The organism is Micromonospora sp. NPDC051924, from assembly GCF_055586005.1.
The window spans coordinates 189,521-210,742 of the sequence record NZ_JBVJJA010000007.1 but is presented as its reverse complement, the minus strand read 5'-3'; the positions used below and the strand labels follow the sequence as shown (position 1 = coordinate 210,742).

The window sequence follows — 21,222 nt, the reverse complement described above, 5'->3', positions numbered from 1 at the left end:
GCCCGTCCGGCCCGATGAGGCGGGCGCCGCACCGCCGCCACCTACCGGGGAGGCCGGCCGGCGCAGGCACTAGCGTCACCCGGCATGAGCCGGTCCGCCACCACCCCCGTTCCCGTCCGCCGCTCCGCGGGTCGGCTGGGCGCGGTCGGGCTGGTCCTCGGCGGGGCGCTGTCGGTGCAGTTCGGCTCGGCGGTCGCCGCGCTGCTGTTCCCGCGTACCGGGGTGGCCGGGGCGGTGACGCTGCGGCTGACCATCGGGGCGCTGCTCATGCTGGCCGTGTGCCGGCCCCGGCTGCGGGGCCACGGCCGGGGCGGCTGGACCGCCGTGATCGCCTTCGGGCTGGCCCTGGCCGGCATGAACTCGATCTTCTACCAGGCCATCGAACGGATCCCGCTCGGCCCGGCGGTCACCCTGGAGGTGCTCGGGCCGCTGGTGCTGTCGGTGCTGACCGCCCGGCGGCTCGCGGCGTGGTGCTGGGCCGGCCTCGCGCTGGCCGGGGTGGCCCTGCTCGGCCACGGCGGCTTCGACCGGCTCGATCCGGTGGGCGCCGGGCTGGCGCTGGCCGCGGGGGCGTTGTGGGCGGCGTACATCGTCTGCTCGGCCCGGGTCGGCGGCCGGTTCCCCCGGGCCGACGGGCTGGCCCTGGCGCTGGCGGTGGCCGCGCTGGTCACCCTGCCGATCGGGCTCATCGGGTCGGGCGGCCGGCTGTGGCACCCGACCGTGCTGGGGCTCGGCACCGGGCTGGCGCTGCTGGCCTCGGTGCTGCCGTACACGCTGGAGCTGCTGGCGCTGCGCCGGCTGCCCACCTCCACCTTCGCGGTGCTGATGAGCCTCGGGCCGGCGATCGCCGCCCTGGCCGGCTGGCTGGTCCTCAGCCAGGCGCTGCACGTGGTGGAGGTCCTGGCGATCGGCCTGGTGATCGCGGCGAGCATCGGCGCGGTGCGGGCCGGCCGGCCGGCGGCCACCCCGCCGCCCGTCGAGGCCGGGCCGGAGCCCGAGCTGGTCAGCGCAGCAGCCGCACCGCCGCCGGCACCGCGGTGATCCGCACCGGCAGGTCGAACGCCCGCTCCCCGTCGACGTACGTGGTGATGCCGGCCGCGTCCAGCTCCACGGTGCGGGCCCGGTAGGCGCGGACGAGCGGATGCGCCACGTGCGTGCCCTGGTAGATGCGGGGCTTGACCCGCATCAGGGTGCGCCGGTCGAACCGCCCGCCGACCACGACGTCCAGCAGCCCGTCGGTCAGGTCGGCGTCCGGGCAGATCCGCATCCCACCGCCGTAGCTGGCGGCGTTGCCGACCGCCACCAGCACCGCGTCCAGCTCGTGCTCCTCGCCGTCGAGGCGCAGCCGGTAGCGGCGCGGCCGCAGCCGGGCCAGCTCGACCAGGATGGCCAGGTCGTACCGGCGGGGTCCGCGCGGCCAGGCCATCCGGTTGGCCCGCTCGTTGACGATCGCGTCGAAGCCGGCCGCGAGCACCGCCCCGTACCAGCGGTCGCCCCCGTCGGGGGTGGTCAGCCGGGCCAGGTCGACGGCCCGGGCGCGGCCGTCACGCAGCGCCTCGGCGATCACCTCGACGGCCGCCACCGGGTCGGCCGGGAAGCCGGTCTCGACCGCGAAGTCGTTGCCGGTGCCGGCGGGGACCGGGCCGAACGGCACCGCCGTACCGGCGACCGCCTGCAACGCCCGGTGGACCGTGCCGTCCCCGCCGACCGCCACCAACGCGCCGGCGCCGTCGGCGACCGCCGCGCGGCAGGCCGTCTCCGCCTCCCCCGGGCTCGTCGCCTCGAGCAGCCGCACCGGCCGCCCCGCCCCGGCCAACCGCTTCAGCAACCGGGGCAGCAGCCCGCGGTGCCGCCCCCGGCCGGCAGTCGGGTTGGCGAGCACGGCGACGGGGCCGGACGGGAGATGATCGTGCGCGGTCACGGCGAGCACCGTACGGCACGACCCTCCCCGGCCACCAGGGGAGACGGCGCCGGGGACCCGCCGCGGGGTGGGTCACTTCAGCTTGCGGGTCGATCGGGCCACGATCTGCTGGTACTCGGGGTGCTTCTCCAGCCATCCGCTGAGGAACGGGCAGACGGGCACCACGGTCCGCCCCCTGGCCCGCGCGTCGTCCATCACCGCCCGGGCCAGGGTCGATCCGACGCCCTTCCCCTCGAACGCCGGATCGACCTCGGTGTGGGTGTAGACGATGATGTTGCCGGTCAGTTGATACGTGACGACACCGGCGGTCGCCCCGGTCTCGTCGCGCGCCTCGAACCGCTCCCGCTCCGGCACGTCGGTCACCGTGAACTGCATCCCGCCATCCAACCACGGGTTCGAGCGGTGGTCAGAAGGTGATGCGCACCTTGAGCGCCGTGCGCTCGTCCATCGCCCGGTAGCCGTCCGGCACCCCGTCGAGGGTCACCGAGCTGTCGAAGACCGGCGACGGGTCGATGGTGCCGTCGAGGACGTCCGCGAGCAGCTCCGGGATGTACGCCCGGGCCGGTGCGACGCCGCCGCCGAGGGCGATGTTGCGGTTGAACATCTGGCCGATGTCCACCCCGGCGCTGCCGCCGTGCGGCACGCCGACGTAGCCGACCGCGCCGCCGTCGCGGGCGATGGAGATCGCGGTACGCATCGACTCCTCGGTGCCGACCGCCTCCAGCACGGCCTGCGCCCCCTGGCCGCCGGTCAGCTCCCGCACCGCGGCGACCGCCGCCTCGCCCCGCTCGGCGACCACGTCGGTGGCGCCGAAGGAGCGGGCGATGTCGGTGCGGGCGGTGTGCCGGCCGAGCGCGATGATCTGCTCGGCGCCGAGCCGCTTCGCGGCGAGCACGCCGCAGAGGCCGACCGCGCCGTCCCCGACCACCGCCACGGTGGCGCCGGGACGAACCCGGGCGGCCAGCGCCGCGTGGTGGCCGGTGGACATCACGTCGGACAGGGCCAGCATGGCGGTGAGCAGCCGCTGGTCGCTCGCCGCCTCGACGGGCAGCTTCACCAGGGTGCCGTCGGCGTACGGTACGCGGACCGCCTCCCCCTGGCCGCCGTCGGAACCGGGCGACCCCCAGAAGCCGCCGTGCGGGCAGGAGGTGTGCAGCCCTTCGCGGCAGAAGTCGCAGACGCCGTCGGACCAGACGAAGGGCGCCACCACCAGGTCGCCGACCCGTACCGAGTCGACGTCGGCGCCGACGGCCTCGACCACGCCGAGGAACTCGTGCCCGATCCGCTGCCCCGGCTGCCGTTGCGCCACGCCCCGGTACGCCCACAGGTCGCTGCCGCAGATGCAGGCGAGCACCACGCGGACGACGGCGTCGGTGCCGGCGCGGACGCTGGCGTCCGGCACCTCCTCGACCCGGATGTCGTTCGGGCCGTGGATCACGGTGGCGCGCATGGGCGTGTCCTCCAGGTGGGTCGTGCCGGGCGGGCGGGGCGTCGGCCCCGGCGCGGAACGCTAGACCGTGCCGACGGTCCCGCCGACGCGTCGGGTCGCGCGCGTGGCGGGGCTCACCGGCCGCCCGGCCCGGTCGGGGTCCGGGCGGGCGGCGGCGGGTCAGCCGACGGTGAGGGGCCTGCTCACCGGGGCGACGCCGGCACCTTCGATCTTCAGTGTCCAGGCGCCGGCGCTGGTGAGTGGCACGATCGTCTCGGCGCCGCCGCCGTTCGGGTCGGCCTGGATGCCGGCCACGACCTTCCCCGACGGGTCGAGGATCTCCAGGGATCGGGTGGCCGGGGTCCTGTTCTCCAGCTTGAACTCGACCTTCTCGCCGGTCGCGGCGGTGAGCCCGTCGGCGCCCTCGACGCCCGCCGTGGTGACCTCGACCTCGATCTCCCGGTCGTACGCCGCCTCCGCCTCGGCGCTCGCCGCGGTGGAGGCGCCGGCGACGGTGATCCGGGTACGGATTCCGTCCCCGCTCTGGCCCGGCTTGCAGGCGATCTCATACGTTCCGCCGGCCAGGGTGGCCGTCAGGTCACGGCTGAGCCCCGGGGCGACGTTCTCCACCTCGGCGACGACCTTGGTGAAGGCGTCGCCCTGCCGGCCGTAGACGTACACCTCGGTGGTCCGCTCGCCCTTGTTGGTGACCGCGAAGGTGACCTTGCCGGCGGGGAGGCTCGTGCTGGCGACGGCGCAGGTGGTGTCGGTGGCGGTCACCGCCACCCCGTCGCCCTTCTGGGCGGCGTCGTCACCACAGGCGGTGAGGGCGGCGGTGGCGCTGATCGCGGCCACGACGGCGGCGGTACGGATCTTCATCGGCTCTCCGGAACGCGGGCCGCGGCACGCAGCCACGGCGAAGTTAGGTGAGTCTAACCTTCCCTGCCGGCCGGGCCGACGGGCGTCCGGGTTGTCACCGGCCGAGGTGGCTCAGTCCGCTGCTGATCACGTCGATCCGGCCCCACCGGCCGGGCACGTCCAGCAGCTCGAGCCGGCCGAAGCGCGCCGGCACCCGGGGTGACATCAGCAGGTGCTCCCCTGCCGGCTCCAGACCGAGCAGGGCCCGCAGCAGGAGGAACGGCGCTCCGGTCGCCAACGCCTGCGGGCTGTTCGCGGTCGGGTACCGCACCGGGTAGTGGGTGAGCTCCCGCGGATAGCCGGCGAACGCCTCGGGCAGTCGCCCCTCGAAGTAGGCGCCCGCGTCGACGACGGCCTCGGCGATCCGGCCGGCCTCCTCGGCGAAGCCGTACCGGCGCAGGCCCCAGGCGATCAGCGCGTTGTCGAACGGCCACACCGCACCGAGGTGGTAGCCGAGCGGGTTGTACCGGTCCTGCCCGTCGGCGAAGGTCCGCACGCCCCAGCCGGAGAAGAGCCGGGGACCCATCAGCTGCTCCACCACCTGGGTCGCCCGGGATTCCGGGACGATGCCGCTCCACAGCAGATGGCCCATGTTGGAGGCGAGCCCGTCGACCTGGCGGCCGTCGCCGTCCAGAGCGAGCGCGTAGTAGCCCCGGTCGGCGATCCAGAAGTCCCGGTCGAAGCGCTCACGCAGGGCGCCGGCCTCCCGCTCCAGCCGCTCCGCGTACGCCGGGTCGTCCCAGAACTCGCGGGCCAGCCGCGCCCCGCGCAGCTTCGCGTCGTACGCGTACCCCTGCAGCTCGCAGGTCGCCAGCGGCGGGCCCGGCAGCCGCCCGTCGGCGTGGCAGATCGCCTCCGGCGTGTCCTTCCAGCCCTGGTTCTCGATTCCGGTCCGCTCGTTGCGCCGCCGGTAGCGCACGTAGCCGTCGCCGAGGAGGTCGCCGTACTCGTCGATCCAGCGCAGCGCTGCGCGGGCCTCGTCCTCGAACTCCCGGACCAGGGCCGCGTCGCCGGTCCATCGCTCGTACTCGTCGAGCAGGATCACGTAGAGCGGGGTGGCGTCGGCGCTGCCGTAGTACGGCGACTCCGGCCGCTCCTCGAAGGCCACCAGCTCGCCGTAGCGGAACTCGCGGAGGATCTTGCCGGGCTCCTCGTCCCGGAAGTCGTCGAGCACCGCGCCCTGGTCGATGCCGAGCATCCGCAGCGTCGCCGGGGCCAACTCCGGCGCGAACGGCAGCGCCTCGAAGCTGGTGAGGATGCTGTCCCGGCCGGTGATGGTCGCCGACCAGGGCAGGCCGGCTGCCGGCATCACCTGGTCCGGCAGGGTCAGCGGCGAGTAGCGCAGGGCGGCCAGGTCCACCAGGCTGCGCCGGTAGGTGGTGGTCAGCACGTCCCAGTCGCAGCTCAGGGTCGGCGCGCGGTCCAACCACACCGCGAGGTCGTGCTGCCGTTCGGCGGAGCTGCGGCGGGGGCGGCGCTCCAAGTGCTCCCGCACGTCCCGGCCGTCGGGGCGCAGCACCAGCCCCTGCACCCGGAGGGTGGTCGTCCAGGCCGCCTTGGGCGCCACCCGGACGGTGTAGGTCAGGCCGTGCTCGTCGATCCGGGCCGGCTCGCTGCTGAAGATCACTGTCTCGCGCTGGAACCGGTCCCGCTGGTAGCCGAGCCGCAGCCGGCCGTCCTCGACCCGCTGGTAGAGCCGGCCCGGCGGGGTGCGCTCCTGGCCCACGCTCAGGATCGGGGCGAAGTCACCGGCCACGTCGAGCCGTACGGTGAACTCCACCGGCTGGTGGTCGTGGTTGAACACGGTGAGCTGTTCCTCGAACGCGCCGCCGGTGATCGCGCGTTCCCGGATCACCGAGGACGTGGCGTCCACGTAGTGCGTCGGCGCGCCCGGGACCAGGAAGAACCGCAGGGTGACGTGGTCCCGCTCGGCGATGGAGAGCGCGTTCAGCCGCTCGCCGTTCAGGGTGAGCCGCCACTGCGACAGGAATCGGGTGTCGAAGTCGAAGAAGCCGCACGGGTTGGCGACGGTGGCGACGATGTCGCCGTTGTCCTCGCTGAGCACGAAGATGTTGCCGTCCAGCACCCGGACCAGGTTCGGCTTCATCCGGGCTCCCCGCGACCGGCGTTCAGGGCCCGCGGGTGACGCGCGTCCGGAGGCCCGGGGAAGAGTCGCTCCAACAGCACGATGAAGCGGAACCGCCCCTCCGCGGTGAGGTCGTTGCGCAGCCAGGCGGCGAGCGGCTTGGCCTCGCCCCGGGCCATCCGGAGGAAGAACTCCCGGTCGGTCCGGATCACCGTGTCGGCCGCCTGCTCCGCACGGCTCACCGCCACCCGGCCGTCGGCGATGCCCAGGTGCCAGACCTCCACCCCGCCGGGCCCGTCCAGCTCGAACCGGATGGCGCCGGCGGTCCGGCGCAGCAGCCGCTCCGGAGCCCCACGGGCGAGCTGCGCGAAGAACGCCTCGATCGGATCGGACACGCACCCGCCTCCCGGAAGAGGGCCGTCGCACCGCAGCCCCCGCTCCGGCTGACGGCCCGTGGGCTGCGACGACGGACGCTCCGGCCACGGGTCCGGCGCCGCCCCAGACTATCGCCGCGCCCGGGCGGGCAGGCTCGGATCGACGGAACTGCGGGGGCGGTGGGGCGGATCGGCCGGCGGCGGGCAGGATGGCGGGATGCGCCTGGTGTCCCTGCTCCCCTCCGCCACCGAGATCGTCTACGCCCTGGGTCTCGGGGACGACCTGGTCGGGGTCACCTTCGAGTGCGAGGTGCCGGCCGCGTATCGGGCCGGCGTCACCGTCGTGGTGGGCGGCCGGGACACCCGGGGCATGAGCCCGGGCGAGATCGACGCGTACGTCAAGGGGCAACTCGCCGCCGGGGCGGACCTGTACACCCTGCACGCCGGGGCGCTGGCCGGCCTGGACCCCGACCTGATCCTCACCCAGGACCTGTGCCGGGTCTGCGCGCTGCCCGCCGGGCGGGTGTCGGACGCGGTGGACCACCTGGGCTGCCAGGCCGACGTGCTGTCACTCGATCCGTACACCCTTGAGGACGTGCTGGGGACGATCCGCGCCGTGGGCGCGGCGGCCCGCGTACCGGATCGGGCGGAGGCCCTGGTGGACGGGCTGCGGGCGCGGCTCGCGGCGGTCGGCGGGGCGGTGGCCGGCCGGCCCCGACGGCGGGTCGCGGTGGTCGAGTGGGTCGACCCGCCGTTCGGCGCCGGGCACTGGATCCCGGACCTGGTCCGGGCCGCCGGCGGCGACCCGGTGGCGGCCCACCCGGGCGCCCGCTCCACCGTGACCACCTGGGAAGCGCTGCGCGCGGCCCGGCCGGAGGTCGTGCTGGTCACCCCGTGCGGCTTCCATCTGGACGGGGCCGCCGCACAGGCGGCCGAGGTGGCCCCGCGCTTCCCCGGCGCGGAGGTCTGGGCGCTCGACGCCGACGGCCTGATCGTGCGGGCCGGTCCGCGCCTCGTTGACGGGGCCGAGGCGATCGCCGCGATCCTGCACCCCGACGCGGTGCCGGCCCCGCCGGAGGGCCGGATCCGCCGGGTGGCCTGAGCCGGCCGGGTCGCCGTCGCCGACGTCGCGCCGGCACCTGTGGCCGGCGCGCGCGTCCGCCGGCGGACCGTCAGGCGGCCGGGCGGACCGGGCGGCCGTCGCGGGCGAGCGGGGCCAGCCGGCGCCAGCGCGGCAGCTCGGTGACCACCGCGGCCAGGGCCAGCACGGTCACCGGCACCGCGACCGCCCGGGGCCAGGCCACCCAGGCCGAGACCACCGCAGCGACCAGTTGCAGCAGCACCAGCCCGATGGTCACCACCCCGGGCACCGGCACCAGCACCTGCTTCTTGTCGCCGGGGGTGGCGAACACGGTGGGCAGGCCGATCAGCACCACCACCGACGCGACGGCGAGGACGACGGAGTGCGGGGCGAGCGCCCACGGGGTGGCGACCCAGGCGACCAGTTCGGTCAGGAAGCGCAGCGCCGAGGCGAGGTCGGGGCGGCCCGGCGGCCGGTTGTCGATCACGGCCGCCAGTATGCCGCCCCCGCGGTCCGTCCGGGAGTCCCCGGAGTCCGGTTGCCGGCCCGCGCCGACGCCCTCGACCCGGCCCGGACCCTCGCCCCGCTGGACCGCCTGCTCGCCGCGCTCTGACCACGAATGCGCGGAACGCCGCCCCCGCGAACGGGGACGGCGTTCCGGATCAGCGGGTGACCGTCAGGTCATGTCGTCGTAGCGGCGCTCGATCGGCGTCGGAGCGGTGATCGGCTGCGGCGCCCCGATCGGGGCGGCCGCCTCGACCCGCCCGGCGGCATCCACCGGCTCGACGGAGAGGTCCAGCGGCGACACCTCGTCGTCGGCGACGTCCGCGTAGATCTCCCGGCCCCGCCCGCGCCGTTTGTCGTTGAGGAAGGCCACGCCGACCGCGACGAAGTAGAGCAGCGAGAGCGCGCTGGCCAGCAGCGTCATGCCGAACGGACCCGGGTCCGGCGTGGCGACCGCGGCGAACGCGAAGGACACGAAGATCACCGCGCGCCACCAGCTCAGCAGCCGGCGCGCGCTGGCCACCCCGGTGAAGTTGAGCATGAGCAGGATCAGCGGGAACTCGAACGCCACCCCGAACAGCAGGATCATGTTCGTGACGAACCCGATGTACGCGCTGACCTCGAACTGGTTGGACAGCCCGCCCACGCCGGAGTGCATCAGGAACCCGAGGCCCTTGTCGACCACGAAGTAGGCCAGCACCCCGCCGGCCGCGAACAGCGGCGCGGCGATCGACACGAAGACGTACGCCCACTTGCGCTCGTGCCGGTGCAGGCCGGGGGCGATGAACGCCCAGAGCTGGTAGAGCCAGACCGGCCCGCCGATGATCAGGCCGAGCCAGAGCGCCAGCTTCAGCTTCAGCACGAAACCGGTGGTCGGTGCCAGGGCCAGCAGGTCCTGGCACTGCCCCAGTGCGTCCGTCGTGTCCGGCAGCCGGCAGTACGGGCGCTTGAGCAGCAGGAACACCGGGTCGGCGAGCCAGAACCCGGCGATCAGGCCGGCCACGATGGCCAGCGACGCGCGGAACAGCCGGTTGCGCAGCTCACGGACGTGCTCCATGAGCGTCATCGAGCCGTCGGCGGCTCGTTCGAATTCGCTCGGGCCGCGCTTCTTCAACCCGAAGGCCACGGTCGTGGGCCCCCCGGATCAGTTCTCGCGGACGCGCTGCACCGGGTCGACCGGCTGCTGCTGCGGCTGCGCGTACTGCTGCTGCTGCTGCGGCTGCGCGACCTGCTGCTGCGGCGGGAGCGGCTGGTAGCCGGCCTGCGCGTCGGCCTTCTCGGCCAGGTCGCGGTCGTCGTCGTGCAGGCTCTTGGTCTCGGCCTTGATGATCCGCAGCGAGCGGCCCAGCGAGCGGGCCGCGTCGGGGAGCCGCTTCGCGCCGAAGAGCAGGATCAGCACGACCACGAGTACGGCGATGTGCCACGGCTTGAGGGCACCCATGGGAAGCTCCAGTCGCTCAGTGTGGTGAGGGGTGGTCGCAGCCCATCGTACGTGCGTCGAAGAGGCTTGCCACCCCGCCGGGACCCTCGGTGCGGGCCTGGTCGGTGAAGTCTCGACCAACCCGAAGTGTCCCGTCAACCACCCGTCCGGGCGCGATCGTGCGCGAAGTCGCCCCGGAACGCGCAGCTAACACGCCTCGGACCGACCGTTGTCGATCACTTCCCGCGCCTGGCCTTGATCAACGTGGTGCGTTCCTGGGCGAGGGCGACCCGCTCGTGCAGCGCCTCCGCCCGCTCCTGGAGCACCTCGGCGGCGGAGCGCAGCGCCTCCGCCTCGGCCTGGCGCCCCTGCAACGCGAGCGCCGCCCGGCGCAGCCGGGGCAGCCGCGCCAGCACCGGCCGGACCGCCAGGGCCAGCACGACGAACGCGAACAACACGACCCCGACCACGATCCACGTCACCACGGCGGTCAGCCTACTGGGTGACGCCGGCCACCGCCGGGTCGGCGCGCTGCGCCGGCGACGCGTACGCGTCCAGCGCGGCGACCGCCTGGGCGCGGATCTGCTCGGCCAACTCGGCCGGGGCCAGCACGGTGACGTCCGAGCCGAGCCCGAGCACGAACCGCCGGGCCCAGCCCAGGTCGGTGACCCGCAGCGACACCAGCCACTGCTCGCCGTCGGCCTCGACCCGCTCGCACGGGTAGTACTCGGTGATCCACCGCTCGCCCCGGCCGATCCGCAACGTGATCAGCGGCAGCTCGGGCGAGGGGCGGAACACCCCGTCGCTGAGGTCCTGCCGGCGGGCCTGCGGCGGCACCACGGCCGGCTCGTCCAGCTCGGTCACCGCGTCGATCCGGTCGGCCCGGAACATCCGTACCGCCTCGGCCCGGCGGCACCAGGCCTCCACGTACGCCCGGCCGCCCACCATCAGCATCCGCAGCGGGTCGATGGTCCGCTCGGTGGTCTCGTCCCGGGCCGCCGTGTAGTAGGTGATCCGCAGCGCCCGGCCGCGCTCCACGGCGGCGCGCAGCTCGCGGACCCGGGCGGTGTCGCCGGGCAACCGCACCTCGACCGGGGCGCCGGCCAGGTCACCGGCCGCGTTCTCGATCTTGGCCAGCGCCCGCTCGACGGCCTCCCGGTTGGCCACCCCGGGCGTCTCGGCGAGCATCCGCAGCGCCACCACCAGGGCGAGCGCCTCGTCCGGAGTGAGCCGCAGCGGGCGGTCGATCCCGGCGTCGTAGGTGATGGTCACCCGGTCGCCGTCGAACGCCATGTCGATCAGGTCACCCGGCCCGTAGCCGGGCAGCCCGCACACCCACAGCAGCTCCAGGTCCTCGCGGAGCTGCTTCTCGGTCACCCCCAGGTCCTGCGCCGCCTCGGCGATCTCGATGCCGGGCCGGGCCAGCAGGTAGGGCACCAGGTTGAGCAGCCGGGCCAGCCGGTCCGCCGAGGCGCGGCCACCCCGGGCCGCCGGGCGGGTCACCGGGCACCCCCGGCGACCGCCAGCTCGTCGTGCCGGGCGACGATCTCCTTCAACCGTTGGATCACGGCCTCGCGCACCTCCGGCGGGTCCAGCACCCGCACGTCCGGGCCGTAGCCGGTGAGCTGGCCGGCGAGGAAGTCCGCGTCGGCGTACGGCAGCACCAGGCGGTCGCCGTCCGGACCGGAGGTGCACTGCACCGCCCAGCGGCGCAGTCCGGCGGCCCGGCCCGGGGCGACCAGCACGGTGGCCCGCCCGGTCCGCTCCACCGGCCCGGACCAGCGGGCGACGTGGCTGATCAGGTCGACCCCGGCGGGCGGCTCGTACGCCCCAGGGTCGCCGGTCGCCCGGGCCGCGCCGACGACCCGGGAGAGCCGGAAACAGCGGGTCGCCTCCCGGTCCAGGTCGTGCCCGACCACGTACCAGCGGCCGCGCCAGCAGACCACGCCCCAGGGCTGCAGCCGGCGGCGGGTCGGCGCGTCCCGGTCCGGCACCCGGTAGTCGAAGTTGACCTCCCGGCGATCCCGGGCGGCGGCGGTCAACGGAGCGAACGCCGGGTCGACCGTGACCATCGGCTCCACGCCGAGGGTCGCCTGCGGGTCCACGTCGATGCCGGCGGCGCGCAGCTTGGCCAGCCCCGAGGAGGCGGCGGTGGCCAGGCCGGCGTGCTGCCACAGCCGGGCGGCAATGCCCACCGCGGCGGCCTCGTCCGGTTCGAGGGGAATGTCGGGCAGCGCGTACTCCCGGTGGGCGATCCGGTAGCCGGGCTCGGCGTCGAAGACGCTGGCCGTCCCGGTCTCCAGGGGCACCCCCAGTTCCCGCAGCTCGGCCTTGTCCCGTTCGAACTTGCGCTGGAACGCCTCGTGGTCCTTGGCGTCGTCCGGATCGTGCTCGTAGCCGGGCACGGTCGCGGCGATCTGCGCGGCGGTGAGGAACCGTCGCGTGGAGAGCAGACAGATCACCAGGTTGACCAGGCGTTCGGTACGGGTCCGCGACACGCCTGAACGCTAGCAGCCCGCGCGGCGCGGGCGTGCACCCGCGCGGGCGCGCCGCGAGGAGGGAGGCGATCCGCGCCACACCGCCGGCGGCCGGTTCCGGTCACCGGGCGGGCCGCCGGGAGCGGCCATAGGGTGAGCGCATGTCGGAAGCGGAAGTCAAGACCGAGAGTGTCGGCACCGTCGTGGTGGCCGGCGCGGCGAACCTCGCCATCGCGGTCGCCAAGCTCGTCGCCGGCCTGATCTCCGGCTCGGCGGCGATGCTCTCCGAGGCCGCCCACTCGGTCGCCGACACCACCACCGAGGTGCTGCTCTACCTGGCGTTGCGGCGCGGGGCGCGCCCCGCCGACCGCCGGCACCCGTTCGGGTACGGCAAGGAGAGCTACGTCTGGGCGTTCCTGGCGGCGCTGTTCACCTTCGTCGTCGGCGCCGGCTTCGCCATCACCCACGGCGTCACCACGATCCTCGTGCACGAGCACACCGGGAACTACCTGGCCTCGTACATCGTGCTGGCGATCTCGTTCGTGATCGAGTCGGTGTCCCTGGCCCGGGCGATCCAGCAGGTGCGCCGGGAGTCCCGGCGCTGGCGGGCCAGCCCGCACCGCTACCTGCGGCTGACCGCGGACACGACGGTCAAGGCGGTCTTCCTGGAGGACAGCGCCGCCCTGATCGGCCTGCTGATCGCCGGCGTCGGCCTCGGGCTGTCCGAGCTCACCGGGGACGAACTCTACGACGGCATCGCCTCGATCCTGATCGGCGTGCTGCTGCTGCTGGTCGCCGGCATCCTGGCCCGGAGCAACATCTCGCTGCTGGTGGGCCGGGCGGTGTCCGACCGGGTGCACCGGAAGATCGAGCAGGAACTGGCCGCGCTGCCCGAGGTGGACCGGGTCGACACCCTGATGACCATGCTGCTCGGCCCGGAGGACATCCTGGTCGCCGCCAAGGTCGACTTCCACGACGACGCCACCGCCGCCGACATCGAGGCCGCCGCCGACGAGGCCGAGCGGCGGCTCACCGACCACTTCCCGGAGATCGCGTACGTCTTCCTCGACCCGACCCGGTCGATGCCCGGCAACGACGGGCAGCGGGCCCGACGGACCCAGGACGAGGACGAGCGCCCGGTCGACCAGCCAACCGGCGGCGGCACGCCCTGACCGGCGCGCCCGGCGACCCGGCCGCGCCCCGCCCGGCCCCCGGCCGATAGCGTGCCGGGCATGGTGCGATGGCGGTCCGGGACGGTGGCGGCGGTACGGCGACGGTGGGCCGGCGCGACCGAACTCGACGTCGACCTGCCCGACGGCGGCCGGATGCGCGCCCTGGCCTACCCGGCGCTGGTCGGCGACCCGGAGCCCGGCGACCGGGTGCTGCTCAACGCCGGCGCTTTGCTGATGGGCCTGGGCACCGGCGGGTACGCCCTGGTCGTCGCCCTGCCCGACCGGCTGCCCGCCGACCCGCCACAGGCCGCCGACACCCGCGACGCCGGGCACCTGGTCAAGGCCCGCTACACCCCGCTGCAGCCGATCCTGCTCGGCGTGGACGAGGAGGCCTCCCCGCACCACGACCTGCTGGCCGCCGCGGAGAGCCTGGACGGGATGCCGGTGGTCACCGCCGACCTGCACTCCGCCCTCCCGGCGATCCTCGCCGGCATCCGCGCCGACGCCCCGCACGCCCGGGTGGCGTACCTGCTCACCGACGGCGGGGCGCTGCCCGCCTGGTTCTCCCGCACCCTCGCCGGGCTGGCCGGTCACCTCGTCGGCACGGTCACCGTCGGCCAGGCGTTCGGCGGCGAGCTGGAGGCCAGCACCCTGCACAGCGGGCTGCTCGCCGCCCGGCACGTGCTGCGCGCCGACATCGCGATCGTCGCCCAGGGCCCGGGCAACCTCGGCACCGGCACCCGCTGGGGATTCTCCGGCGTGGCCGTCGGCGAGGCAGTCAACGCCGTCGCGACCCTCGGCGGGCGGGCGGTCGGCTCGCTGCGGATCTCCGACGCCGACCCCCGGCCCCGGCACCGCGGCGTCTCCCACCACAGCCTCACCGCGTACGGACGGGTGGCCCTCGCCCCGGCGGAGCTGGTGGTGCCCGACGGGCTCGACCCGACGCTCGCCGCCCGAGTGGCGGCGGACCTGGCCCCCCTCGCCGACCGGCACCGGATCGTCACCGTGCCCACCGACGGGCTCGACGCCGCGCTGCGGGCCAGCCCGGTGGGGCTGTCCACGATGGGCCGCGGGCTCGACGCCGACCACGCCTACTTCCTGGCGGCGGCCGCCGCCGGCCGGCACGCCGCCGCCCTCGCCGGCTGACCCGTCTTCCCGCCACACCGCCGACGCGGCGGCCTCCCCGGGCAACCCGGTCCGGTCGAGCAGGAACTGCCGGACGAGCGTGGCCCGGTTCAGCGCCCGACGGGACAGCGCCGGCGCCCCGCCCGCGACGCTGCGTCTCGGCACCCGCGGCTCCTCCCGTCGCCCGACGGGACCGCGCACCCGGCCGGCCCCTCGTACGCCAGGACGCTAACGCCGACCCGCGACAGGACCGTTCCCGCTCAGCCGAAGTAGAGAATCAACCCCAGCCAGGCGACCACGATGAGGATCAGCGCGGCCGCCAACACCCAGGTCGGCACCGTGTACTCACCGCGGCGGTTCCGCTCGATCTCGGCGCGGATCTTCTCCCGGCGCCGGTCGATCCAGTTGAGCTTCTCGGTGCCGGAGTCGCGGCCCGGCCGGGCCCCGCGATCGCGGTCGGAGGGTTCGGAAGTGTTCATCGCGACGCCAGCGTACCGGTGGGTGGGCGGCCGGCGACGCGCACCGGCCGCCCCCGCCGTCACATGCTCGCGATCAGCCGCTCCACCCGCTCGTCGTACGCCCGGAACGGGTCCTTGCACAGCACCGTGCGCTGCGCCTGGTCGTTCAGCTTGAGGTGCACCCAGTCCACGGTGAAGTCCCGCCGCTTCTCCTGCGCGTGTCGGATGAACTCGCCGCGCAGGCGGGCCCGGGTGGTCTGCGGCGGCGTCTCCTTCGCCTCGAAGATCTCCGGGTCGGTCGCCACCCGGTCCACCTCGCCGCGCCGCTCCAGCAGCCCGTACAGGCCGCGCCCGCGGCGCAGGTCGTGGTACGCCAGGTCCATCTGCGCCACCCGCGGGTGCGACAGCGGCAGGTCGTGCTTGCGCTGGTACCGCTCGATCAGCTTCAGCTTCGTCACCCAGTCGATCTCGCGGGCCACCGGGTCCAGGTCGCCGGTCTCCACCGCGCGCAGCACCCGGGCCCACAGGTCCACCACCCGCTTCGCGGTCTGGTCCCCGCCCCGGCGCTCCACGAACTCCGTCGCCTTGGCCAGGTATTCCTGCTGGATCTCCAGCGCGGAGACCTCCTTGCCGGAGGCCAGCCGCACCTTGCGCCGGCCGGTGATGTCGTGCGACACCTCGCGGATCGCCCGGATCGGGTTCTCCAGCGTCAGGTCGCGCATCACCACCCCGGCCTCGATCAACCGCAGCACGATGTCGGCCGTGCCGACCTTCAGCAGCGTGGTGACCTCGTTCATGTTCGAGTCGCCGACGATCACGTGCAGCCGGCGGTAGCGCTCCGCGTCGGCGTGCGGCTCGTCCCGGGTGTTGATGATCGGCCGGCTGCGGGTGGTCGCCGAGGAGACGCCCTCCCAAATGTGCTCGGCCCGCTGCGACAGGCAGTAGACCGCCCCGCGCGGCGTCTGCAGCACCTTGCCCGCGCCGCAGATCAACTGCCGGGTGACCAGGAACGGGATCAGCACGTCCGCCAACCGGCCGAACTCCCCGTGCCGGGACACCAGGTAGTTCTCGTGACAGCCGTACGAGTTGCCGGCCGAGTCGGTGTTGTTCTTGAACAGGTAGATCTCACCCGCGATGCCCTCGTCGTGCAGCCGCTTCTCCGCGTCGACGAGCAGCCCCTCCAGGATCCGCTCCCCCGCGCGGTCGTGCGCGACCAGGTCGGTCACCGAGTCGCACTCGGGGGTCGCGTACTCCGGGTGCGAGCCCACGTCCAGGTAGAGGCGGGCGCCGTTGCGCAGGAACACGTTGCTCGACCGGCCCCACGACACCACCCGCCGGAACAGGTACCGCGCGACCTCGTCGGGGGACAGCCGGCGTTGCCCGCGATAGGTGCAGGTGACGCCGTACTCGGTTTCGAGGCCGAAGATTCGCCGATCCATGATGTGACATTAGCCGCCCGAGGCACCGGATGGGCAGCGCTCAACCCGCTGGTCTCGGCGGCGCCCTCCGCGCCGCCGTCCGGGCATCCCACCGCGCGCACCTCCCACACCCGGTACGGTCGGCCACCGTGAGGATCCTGGTCACCGGCGGCGCCGGTTTCATCGGGTCGGCGTACGTCCGGCGACTGCTCGCCGGCGCCGAGCCGGACCTGACGGTGGACGCCGTCACCGTGCTCGACGCGTACACGTACGCGGCCACCGAGGCCGCCCTCGACCCGGTCCGCGCCGACCCCCGGCTGCGGGTGGTGCGCGGTGACGTCCGCGACGCCGCCCTGGTCGACGCCGCCGTCGCCGGCCACGACGTGGTCGTGCACTTCGCCGCCGAATCCCACGTCGACCGGTCCATCGCCGGCGCCGCCGACTTCGTCACCACCAACGTGGTCGGCACCCAGACCCTGCTCGACGCTGCCCTGCGCCACGGCGTCCACCGCCACGTGCAGGTCTCCACCGACGAGGTGTACGGCTCGATCGCGTCCGGCGCCTGGACCGAACAGGCCCCGCTGGACCCCAGCTCCCCGTACTCGGCCAGCAAGGCCGCCGGTGACCTGCTCGCCCTCGCCTACCACCGCACCCACGGCCTCGACGTGGTGGTCACCCGCGGCGCCAACACCTACGGGCCGTACCAGTACCCGGAGAAGATCGTGCCGCTCTTCGTCACCAACCTGCTCGACGGCCACGACGTGCCGCTGTACGGCGACGGCGGCAACGTCCGGGACTGGCTGCACGTCGACGACCACTGCCAGGGCATCGCCCTGGCGCAGGCCCACGGCCGGGCCGGCGGCGTCTACCACCTCGGCGGCGGCGCGGAACTGACCAACCGGGAGCTCACCGGGCGGCTCCTGGACGCCTGCGGCGCCGGCTGGGACCGCGTCCGACCGGTCGCCGACCGCAAGGGGCACGACCGCCGGTACGCGCTGGACTGCACCACCACCCGCCACGAGCTGGGCTGGTCCCCCACCGTCGACCTGGACAAGGGGCTCGCCGCCACCGTCGAGTGGTACCGCGACAACCGCGCCTGGTGGGAGGCGCTCAAGCGGCCACGCTGACCACGCCACCCACCGGACCGGTGTGCGCGACGCCAACTCGGCGATGTGGCGGTGTCAGCGGGTGCCGGACACCGCCACGTCGGGAATCCGACCCTGCGCCCACCCGCCCGGGTTGGCCGGGCGTCGGCGTCACTCGCCGGGCTGCTCCTCCGGCTGGCCCTCCAGGTCCGCGGAGCCGGCCGAGGTGGTGGGCTTCCCCGCCTCCTCGGTCGGCACCGTCGGGGTCTTCGCCCGGCCCGGCGCCGGCGCGGTGTCCGCGGCCGCCTCCCCGTCCAGCAGCGCCGTCAGGGCCGCCCCGGTGACCCGGCGGAAGGTCCGCCCCACCCGGCGGCGGTCCAGCACCGCCACCTCCAACTGGTTGGCGGCGATGGTACGGCTCGCGCCGCCCTCCCCGCCCACGCTGCTCAGCGCCTTCACCGCGGCCCGGACCGCCTCGGACAGCGACATGTCCGGCCGGTGCTCGTTCTTCAGCACGCCGGTGATCGCCTCGGCCTGGCCGCCCATCGCCATCCGGCCCGGCTCGTCGTTGACCGACCCGTCGTAGGTCAGCCGGTAGAGAGAGTCGTCGTCCGGCGTCGCGCCCACCTCGGCCACGCAGATCTCCACCTCGAACGGCTTCGACTGCTCGGTGAAGATCGCGCCCAGCGTCTGCGCGAACGCGTTGGCCAGGGCCAGGCCGTTGACGTCCCGCCGGTCGTAGCTCAGGCCGTTCAGGTCGGCCATCCGCACCCCGGCGCGGCGCAGGTTCTCGAACTCGTTGTACCGGCCCACCGCGGCGAAGCCGATCCGGTCGTAGATCTCACTGACCTTGTGCAGGGTGCTGGAGAGGTTCTCCGCGACGAAGAGCACCCCGCCCTCGTAGCTCAGGACCACCGCGCTGCGGCCCCGGGCGATGCCCTTGCGGGCCAACTCGGAACGGTCGCGCATGATCTGCTCGGGCGAGGCGTAGAACTGCATGGCCACGGCGGCGGGTCTCCTTCGGGCGCTGTGCTGCGGACTGCTGACGGGTCGGGCGGGTGCGGGGTCAGCCGCCGGGGTTCTCCATCCGGCCGGCCACGACGTTCTCCGCGATGGCCGCCGTCTCGGCGTCGGTGAGCCGGTGGGTGCCCTCCGCCGTCGCGGTCATCACCACCGGGTAGATCCTGCGGGTCAGATCGGGCCCGCCGGTCGCGGTGTCGTCGTCGGCCGCGTCGTACAGCGCCTCGACGGCGAGCCGTACCGCGTCGTCGATCGACAGGCCCGCGCGGAACCGCTTCTTCAGCGCCGATTTGGCGAACAGCGAGCCGGAGCCGATCGCGTCGTAGCCGGTCTCCTCGTACGGGCCGCCGGTCACGTCGAAGCTGAAGATCCGGCCGGCCCGCGCCGAATCGCTCGCCGCCAGGTCGAACCCGGCGAAGAGCGGGATCACCGCCAGGCCCTGCATGGCCGCGCCCAGGTTGCCCCGGATCATCGAGGCCAGCCGGTTGGCCTTGCCGTCGAGCGAGAGCATCGCGCCCTCGATCTTTTCGTAGTGCTCCAGCTCCACCTGGAACAGTCGCATCAGCTCGATGCCGATGCCTGCGGTGCCCGCGATGCCGACCAGCGAGTACGCGTCCGCCGGGTGCACCTTCTCGATGTCGCGCTGGGCGATCAGGTTGCCCATCGTGGCGCGCCGGTCGCCGGCCATCACCACGCCGCCGGTGGCCGAGATGGCCACGATGGTGGTCGCGTGCGGCGCCATGTCGGCGGCCATGCCCGGCGGCAGCGGCCGTCGGCCGGGCAGCATCTCGGGAGCCACCCTGCTCAGAAACGCTGTGAAGGAGGACGTCCCCGCGTTGGTGAATGCATCTGGTAGACGCCCGGATGGATCAAAGCCCGCTGCCACGTGGTTCCTCTCAGGTAATTGATCGCCCTGACCAGCCTCGCAGGATTATCGCAGAACTGGCCAAGACCACCGTTGCAGGTCAGCTTCTCGGCTCTGAAGGGCCGAGCTTGCGGCTGTGGATGCCGTGTTGGTTGCACAGGTCACGCCGCGTTCGGCAGGCTGACGGCTGCCCAGCCCGTAGCACCGCGTGTGGCGATGTTGCGGGCTGCGTTCACGTCGGCGTGCTCAGCGAAGCCGCACGACGTGCATCGGAAGGTGGACTGGTTGGGTCGGTTGGCCTTGGCGATGTGCCCGCAGGCGGAGCAGCCCTGCGAGGTGTACGCCGGATCGACATAAACGAGCGCCACCCCGGACCGTGCCGCTTTGTAGGCGATGAACCGGCCGAGCTGGTGGAACGCCCACGAATGCAGTGTGACCCGCTGGGGCCGTCGGAGCCGTACCCGGTCGCGGATGCCCGTGAGGTCTTCCAGGGCGATCCCGCAGCTGGTGCGTTCAGCCTCGGTCACGATCTGCTTGGCGATGCAATGGTTGGTGTCGGCTGCGAACCGGGCCTCCTTACGTCGGCGAGCTTTCAACAACCGCTTCGCCGACGTGGAGCCGATACGCTGAAGTTTGGCCCGCAGCCGCTGGGTACGGTGCCTGACCCGGTTCAACCCCTTACCGCAGTGCCGAGTTCCGTCATTGGCGGTGGCGATGTTAGCGATACCCAGGTCAACGCCAAGGAATCCGTCAGGCTCTTTCACCTCGACATCACCGATGTCGCACGTGGCGTACAGAAACCACTTGCCGTCACGGTGCACCAGGTCCGACTCGCCCTGCCGGTGCGCCACGAGGGTCACGTATTGCTGCGGCGAGCAGCCAAACCGCACTCGCCTCAACCGGCCCCCGACGGCCCAGATCGACACGGTGCGGTCGGCAAGCTGCCAGGACAGGCAGCGGTCGTCGAACGGCTGGGCCGCGTCACGCCGAAACTGAATCGGCCCCGACTCGGCCCTGACGCGACGCTTCGACCCGGGCTTGCCAAGGTTGCCGGCCTGGATGTTGGCCTTCAACGTGGCGTACGCGCCAGCGACCTTACGAGCAACCTGGATCGCGGGCTGAGCCGACAGACCTAGGGCCTTCAACCGGCCATAAGTGAGTCGCTGCAGTTCCGTTTTCGCGTGAATCCGCCGCTGGAACGCCTCAACCGAGGCGAGGTTTGCACCGTCGTTACACAGCTCCAGCGTTGCGGAAAGCGCCGCCTCCTGGACGGCGTCCGGGTACAGCCGAACCTGCACGACGATCTTCAAATCCACACCCCACCTTCTTGCCCAGCGGCCACCGCGTGATCACTGTCGCCGGACGAGCGGCCATGCAATCCTCGCCGTAGTCGGCGATTACTTCGAGAACCACGAACGTCAAGGCTCGTTCCGGTTCGGGCGGGCTATTGGCGTTTCACATCCGATCCGCTAAGCAAACCGGGCATACCGGTCACTGACCCCCTTTCTGTACGTATCCACGGACGAACTCTTCTGCGTTCTCCTCCAGGACGGAGTCGATCTCGTCGAGCAGGTCGTCGACGTCCTCGGTGATCTCGGCGTGCCGCTCGGCAACCTCGGGGTTGGCCTGCGCGGTGACCTCCTCGACCTCCTCGTGCGACCTGCCGGACTGGGTCTGCCCGCCTTCTTGCGTCGCCATGGTGGTGCCTCCTCCACGATCGCCCTGCGATCAACTTACCTCGCCCAGGCGACGAAAAGCCCGTCGGGGGGGGGGGGGTTTGGGGGGGGGAGGGGTGGGGGGGGGGGGGGGGGGGGGTGGGCGACGGGCCGTATCTCGAGGGGGTCCTTTGCGCTCTTTCCCCGAGAGAGG

At 73.6% G+C, this 21,222-nt stretch carries 23 protein-coding genes; 5 read left to right on the top strand and 18 right to left on the bottom strand.

Annotated elements, in window-relative coordinates; translation table 11 throughout:
• The first annotated feature begins 84 nt into the window (after positions 1-84).
• Complete coding sequence (locus ACZ6S5_RS08375) at positions 85-1,041, top strand: EamA family transporter (protein WP_465999071.1); 957 nt, start codon at positions 85-87, stop codon at positions 1,039-1,041.
• On the opposite strand, the gene ACZ6S5_RS08370 is transcribed toward ACZ6S5_RS08375, so the two are convergent.
• From ACZ6S5_RS08370 to ACZ6S5_RS08345, 6 genes are all read right to left on the bottom strand, one after another.
• The gene (locus ACZ6S5_RS08370) at positions 1,004-1,930 is read right to left on the bottom strand and encodes a diacylglycerol kinase (protein WP_465999069.1); all 927 of its coding nucleotides are present in this window, start codon (positions 1,928-1,930) and stop codon (positions 1,004-1,006) included. The two genes, ACZ6S5_RS08375 and ACZ6S5_RS08370, sit on opposite strands and share 38 nt — an antisense overlap.
• A gap of 63 nt (positions 1,931-1,993) precedes the next feature.
• Positions 1,994-2,296 (bottom strand): GNAT family N-acetyltransferase, encoded by a 303-nt coding sequence (locus tag ACZ6S5_RS08365; protein WP_465999067.1) that lies wholly within the window; start codon positions 2,294-2,296, stop codon positions 1,994-1,996.
• A 31-nt stretch (positions 2,297-2,327) separates the two neighbouring features.
• Positions 2,328-3,371, bottom strand: coding sequence for a zinc-dependent alcohol dehydrogenase family protein (locus ACZ6S5_RS08360; protein WP_465999066.1), 1,044 nt, complete (start codon positions 3,369-3,371; stop codon positions 2,328-2,330).
• 159 nt (positions 3,372-3,530) lie between these two features.
• The gene (locus ACZ6S5_RS08355) at positions 3,531-4,229 is read right to left on the bottom strand and encodes a cupredoxin domain-containing protein (RefSeq protein ID WP_465999064.1); all 699 of its coding nucleotides are present in this window, start codon (positions 4,227-4,229) and stop codon (positions 3,531-3,533) included.
• A gap of 94 nt (positions 4,230-4,323) precedes the next feature.
• Positions 4,324-6,375 (bottom strand): amylo-alpha-1,6-glucosidase, encoded by a 2,052-nt coding sequence (locus tag ACZ6S5_RS08350; RefSeq protein ID WP_465999062.1) that lies wholly within the window; start codon positions 6,373-6,375, stop codon positions 4,324-4,326.
• Positions 6,372-6,749: an SCP2 sterol-binding domain-containing protein gene (locus tag ACZ6S5_RS08345; RefSeq protein WP_465999061.1), complete on the bottom strand. Its 378-nt coding sequence runs from the start codon at positions 6,747-6,749 to the stop codon at positions 6,372-6,374. The genes ACZ6S5_RS08350 and ACZ6S5_RS08345 overlap by 4 nt, the downstream gene beginning before the upstream one ends.
• A gap of 196 nt (positions 6,750-6,945) precedes the next feature.
• Between ACZ6S5_RS08345 and ACZ6S5_RS08340 the strand changes: the two genes are divergently transcribed.
• Positions 6,946-7,830, top strand: a complete 885-nt coding sequence (locus tag ACZ6S5_RS08340) for an ABC transporter substrate-binding protein (protein ID WP_465999059.1) — start codon at positions 6,946-6,948, stop codon at positions 7,828-7,830.
• 70 nt (positions 7,831-7,900) lie between these two features.
• Here ACZ6S5_RS08340 and ACZ6S5_RS08335 read toward each other — a convergent pair whose 3' ends face one another.
• The 6 genes from ACZ6S5_RS08335 to ACZ6S5_RS08310 form a co-directional block, all read right to left on the bottom strand.
• Entirely contained in the window at positions 7,901-8,296 is a 396-nt protein-coding gene (locus tag ACZ6S5_RS08335) for a hypothetical protein (protein WP_465999057.1), read from the bottom strand.
• Between the two features lie 189 nt (positions 8,297-8,485).
• On the bottom strand, positions 8,486-9,439 hold the full coding sequence (tatC, locus tag ACZ6S5_RS08330; protein WP_465999055.1) for a twin-arginine translocase subunit TatC: 954 nt from the start codon (positions 9,437-9,439) through the stop codon (positions 8,486-8,488).
• Between the two features lie 18 nt (positions 9,440-9,457).
• Positions 9,458-9,754 (bottom strand): Sec-independent protein translocase subunit TatA, encoded by a 297-nt coding sequence (tatA, locus tag ACZ6S5_RS08325; RefSeq protein WP_465999053.1) that lies wholly within the window; start codon positions 9,752-9,754, stop codon positions 9,458-9,460.
• Positions 9,755-9,969: 215 nt separating this feature from the next.
• Positions 9,970-10,218: a hypothetical protein gene (locus ACZ6S5_RS08320; RefSeq protein WP_465999051.1), complete on the bottom strand. Its 249-nt coding sequence runs from the start codon at positions 10,216-10,218 to the stop codon at positions 9,970-9,972.
• 10 nt (positions 10,219-10,228) lie between these two features.
• Complete coding sequence (locus ACZ6S5_RS08315) at positions 10,229-11,236, bottom strand: helix-turn-helix transcriptional regulator (RefSeq protein ID WP_465999049.1); 1,008 nt, start codon at positions 11,234-11,236, stop codon at positions 10,229-10,231.
• A complete protein-coding gene (locus ACZ6S5_RS08310) occupies positions 11,233-12,231 on the bottom strand; it encodes a helix-turn-helix transcriptional regulator (protein ID WP_465999047.1) in 999 nt (332 codons plus the stop codon). Before ACZ6S5_RS08310 ends, ACZ6S5_RS08315 begins: the two co-directional genes overlap by 4 nt.
• Before the next feature lie 140 nt (positions 12,232-12,371).
• Between ACZ6S5_RS08310 and ACZ6S5_RS08305 the strand changes: the two genes are divergently transcribed.
• Together ACZ6S5_RS08305 and ACZ6S5_RS08300 are read left to right on the top strand one after the other, a co-directional pair.
• Positions 12,372-13,382: a cation diffusion facilitator family transporter gene (locus tag ACZ6S5_RS08305; protein ID WP_465999045.1), complete on the top strand. Its 1,011-nt coding sequence runs from the start codon at positions 12,372-12,374 to the stop codon at positions 13,380-13,382.
• A 60-nt stretch (positions 13,383-13,442) separates the two neighbouring features.
• Positions 13,443-14,528, top strand: a complete 1,086-nt coding sequence (locus ACZ6S5_RS08300) for a DUF3866 family protein (protein WP_465999044.1) — start codon at positions 13,443-13,445, stop codon at positions 14,526-14,528.
• A gap of 239 nt (positions 14,529-14,767) precedes the next feature.
• Here the strand turns inward: ACZ6S5_RS08300 and ACZ6S5_RS08295 are convergent, their stop codons facing one another.
• Both ACZ6S5_RS08295 and pafA read right to left on the bottom strand, forming a co-directional pair.
• On the bottom strand, positions 14,768-14,986 hold the full coding sequence (locus ACZ6S5_RS08295; protein WP_465999042.1) for a hypothetical protein: 219 nt from the start codon (positions 14,984-14,986) through the stop codon (positions 14,768-14,770).
• Positions 14,987-15,045: 59 nt separating this feature from the next.
• On the bottom strand, positions 15,046-16,404 hold the full coding sequence (gene pafA, locus ACZ6S5_RS08290; RefSeq protein ID WP_465999040.1) for a Pup--protein ligase: 1,359 nt from the start codon (positions 16,402-16,404) through the stop codon (positions 15,046-15,048).
• A 128-nt stretch (positions 16,405-16,532) separates the two neighbouring features.
• Between pafA and rfbB the strand changes: the two genes are divergently transcribed.
• Positions 16,533-17,510 carry a dTDP-glucose 4,6-dehydratase gene (gene rfbB / locus ACZ6S5_RS08285; protein ID WP_465999038.1) on the top strand — a complete coding sequence of 326 codons (978 nt, stop codon included), beginning with the start codon at positions 16,533-16,535 and terminating at the stop codon, positions 17,508-17,510.
• Positions 17,511-17,639: 129 nt separating this feature from the next.
• Here the strand turns inward: rfbB and prcA are convergent, their stop codons facing one another.
• The 4 genes from prcA to ACZ6S5_RS08265 form a co-directional block, all read right to left on the bottom strand.
• The gene (gene prcA, locus ACZ6S5_RS08280; RefSeq protein ID WP_465999037.1) at positions 17,640-18,473 is read right to left on the bottom strand and encodes a proteasome subunit alpha; all 834 of its coding nucleotides are present in this window, start codon (positions 18,471-18,473) and stop codon (positions 17,640-17,642) included.
• Between the two features lie 61 nt (positions 18,474-18,534).
• Entirely contained in the window at positions 18,535-19,374 is an 840-nt protein-coding gene (prcB, locus tag ACZ6S5_RS08275; protein WP_465999035.1) for a proteasome subunit beta, read from the bottom strand.
• A 140-nt stretch (positions 19,375-19,514) separates the two neighbouring features.
• Positions 19,515-20,669 (bottom strand): RNA-guided endonuclease InsQ/TnpB family protein, encoded by a 1,155-nt coding sequence (locus ACZ6S5_RS08270; protein WP_465999033.1) that lies wholly within the window; start codon positions 20,667-20,669, stop codon positions 19,515-19,517.
• 175 nt (positions 20,670-20,844) lie between these two features.
• Positions 20,845-21,051, bottom strand: a complete 207-nt coding sequence (locus ACZ6S5_RS08265) for a ubiquitin-like protein Pup (RefSeq protein WP_465999031.1) — start codon at positions 21,049-21,051, stop codon at positions 20,845-20,847.
• Positions 21,052-21,222: the final 171 nt, after the last annotated feature.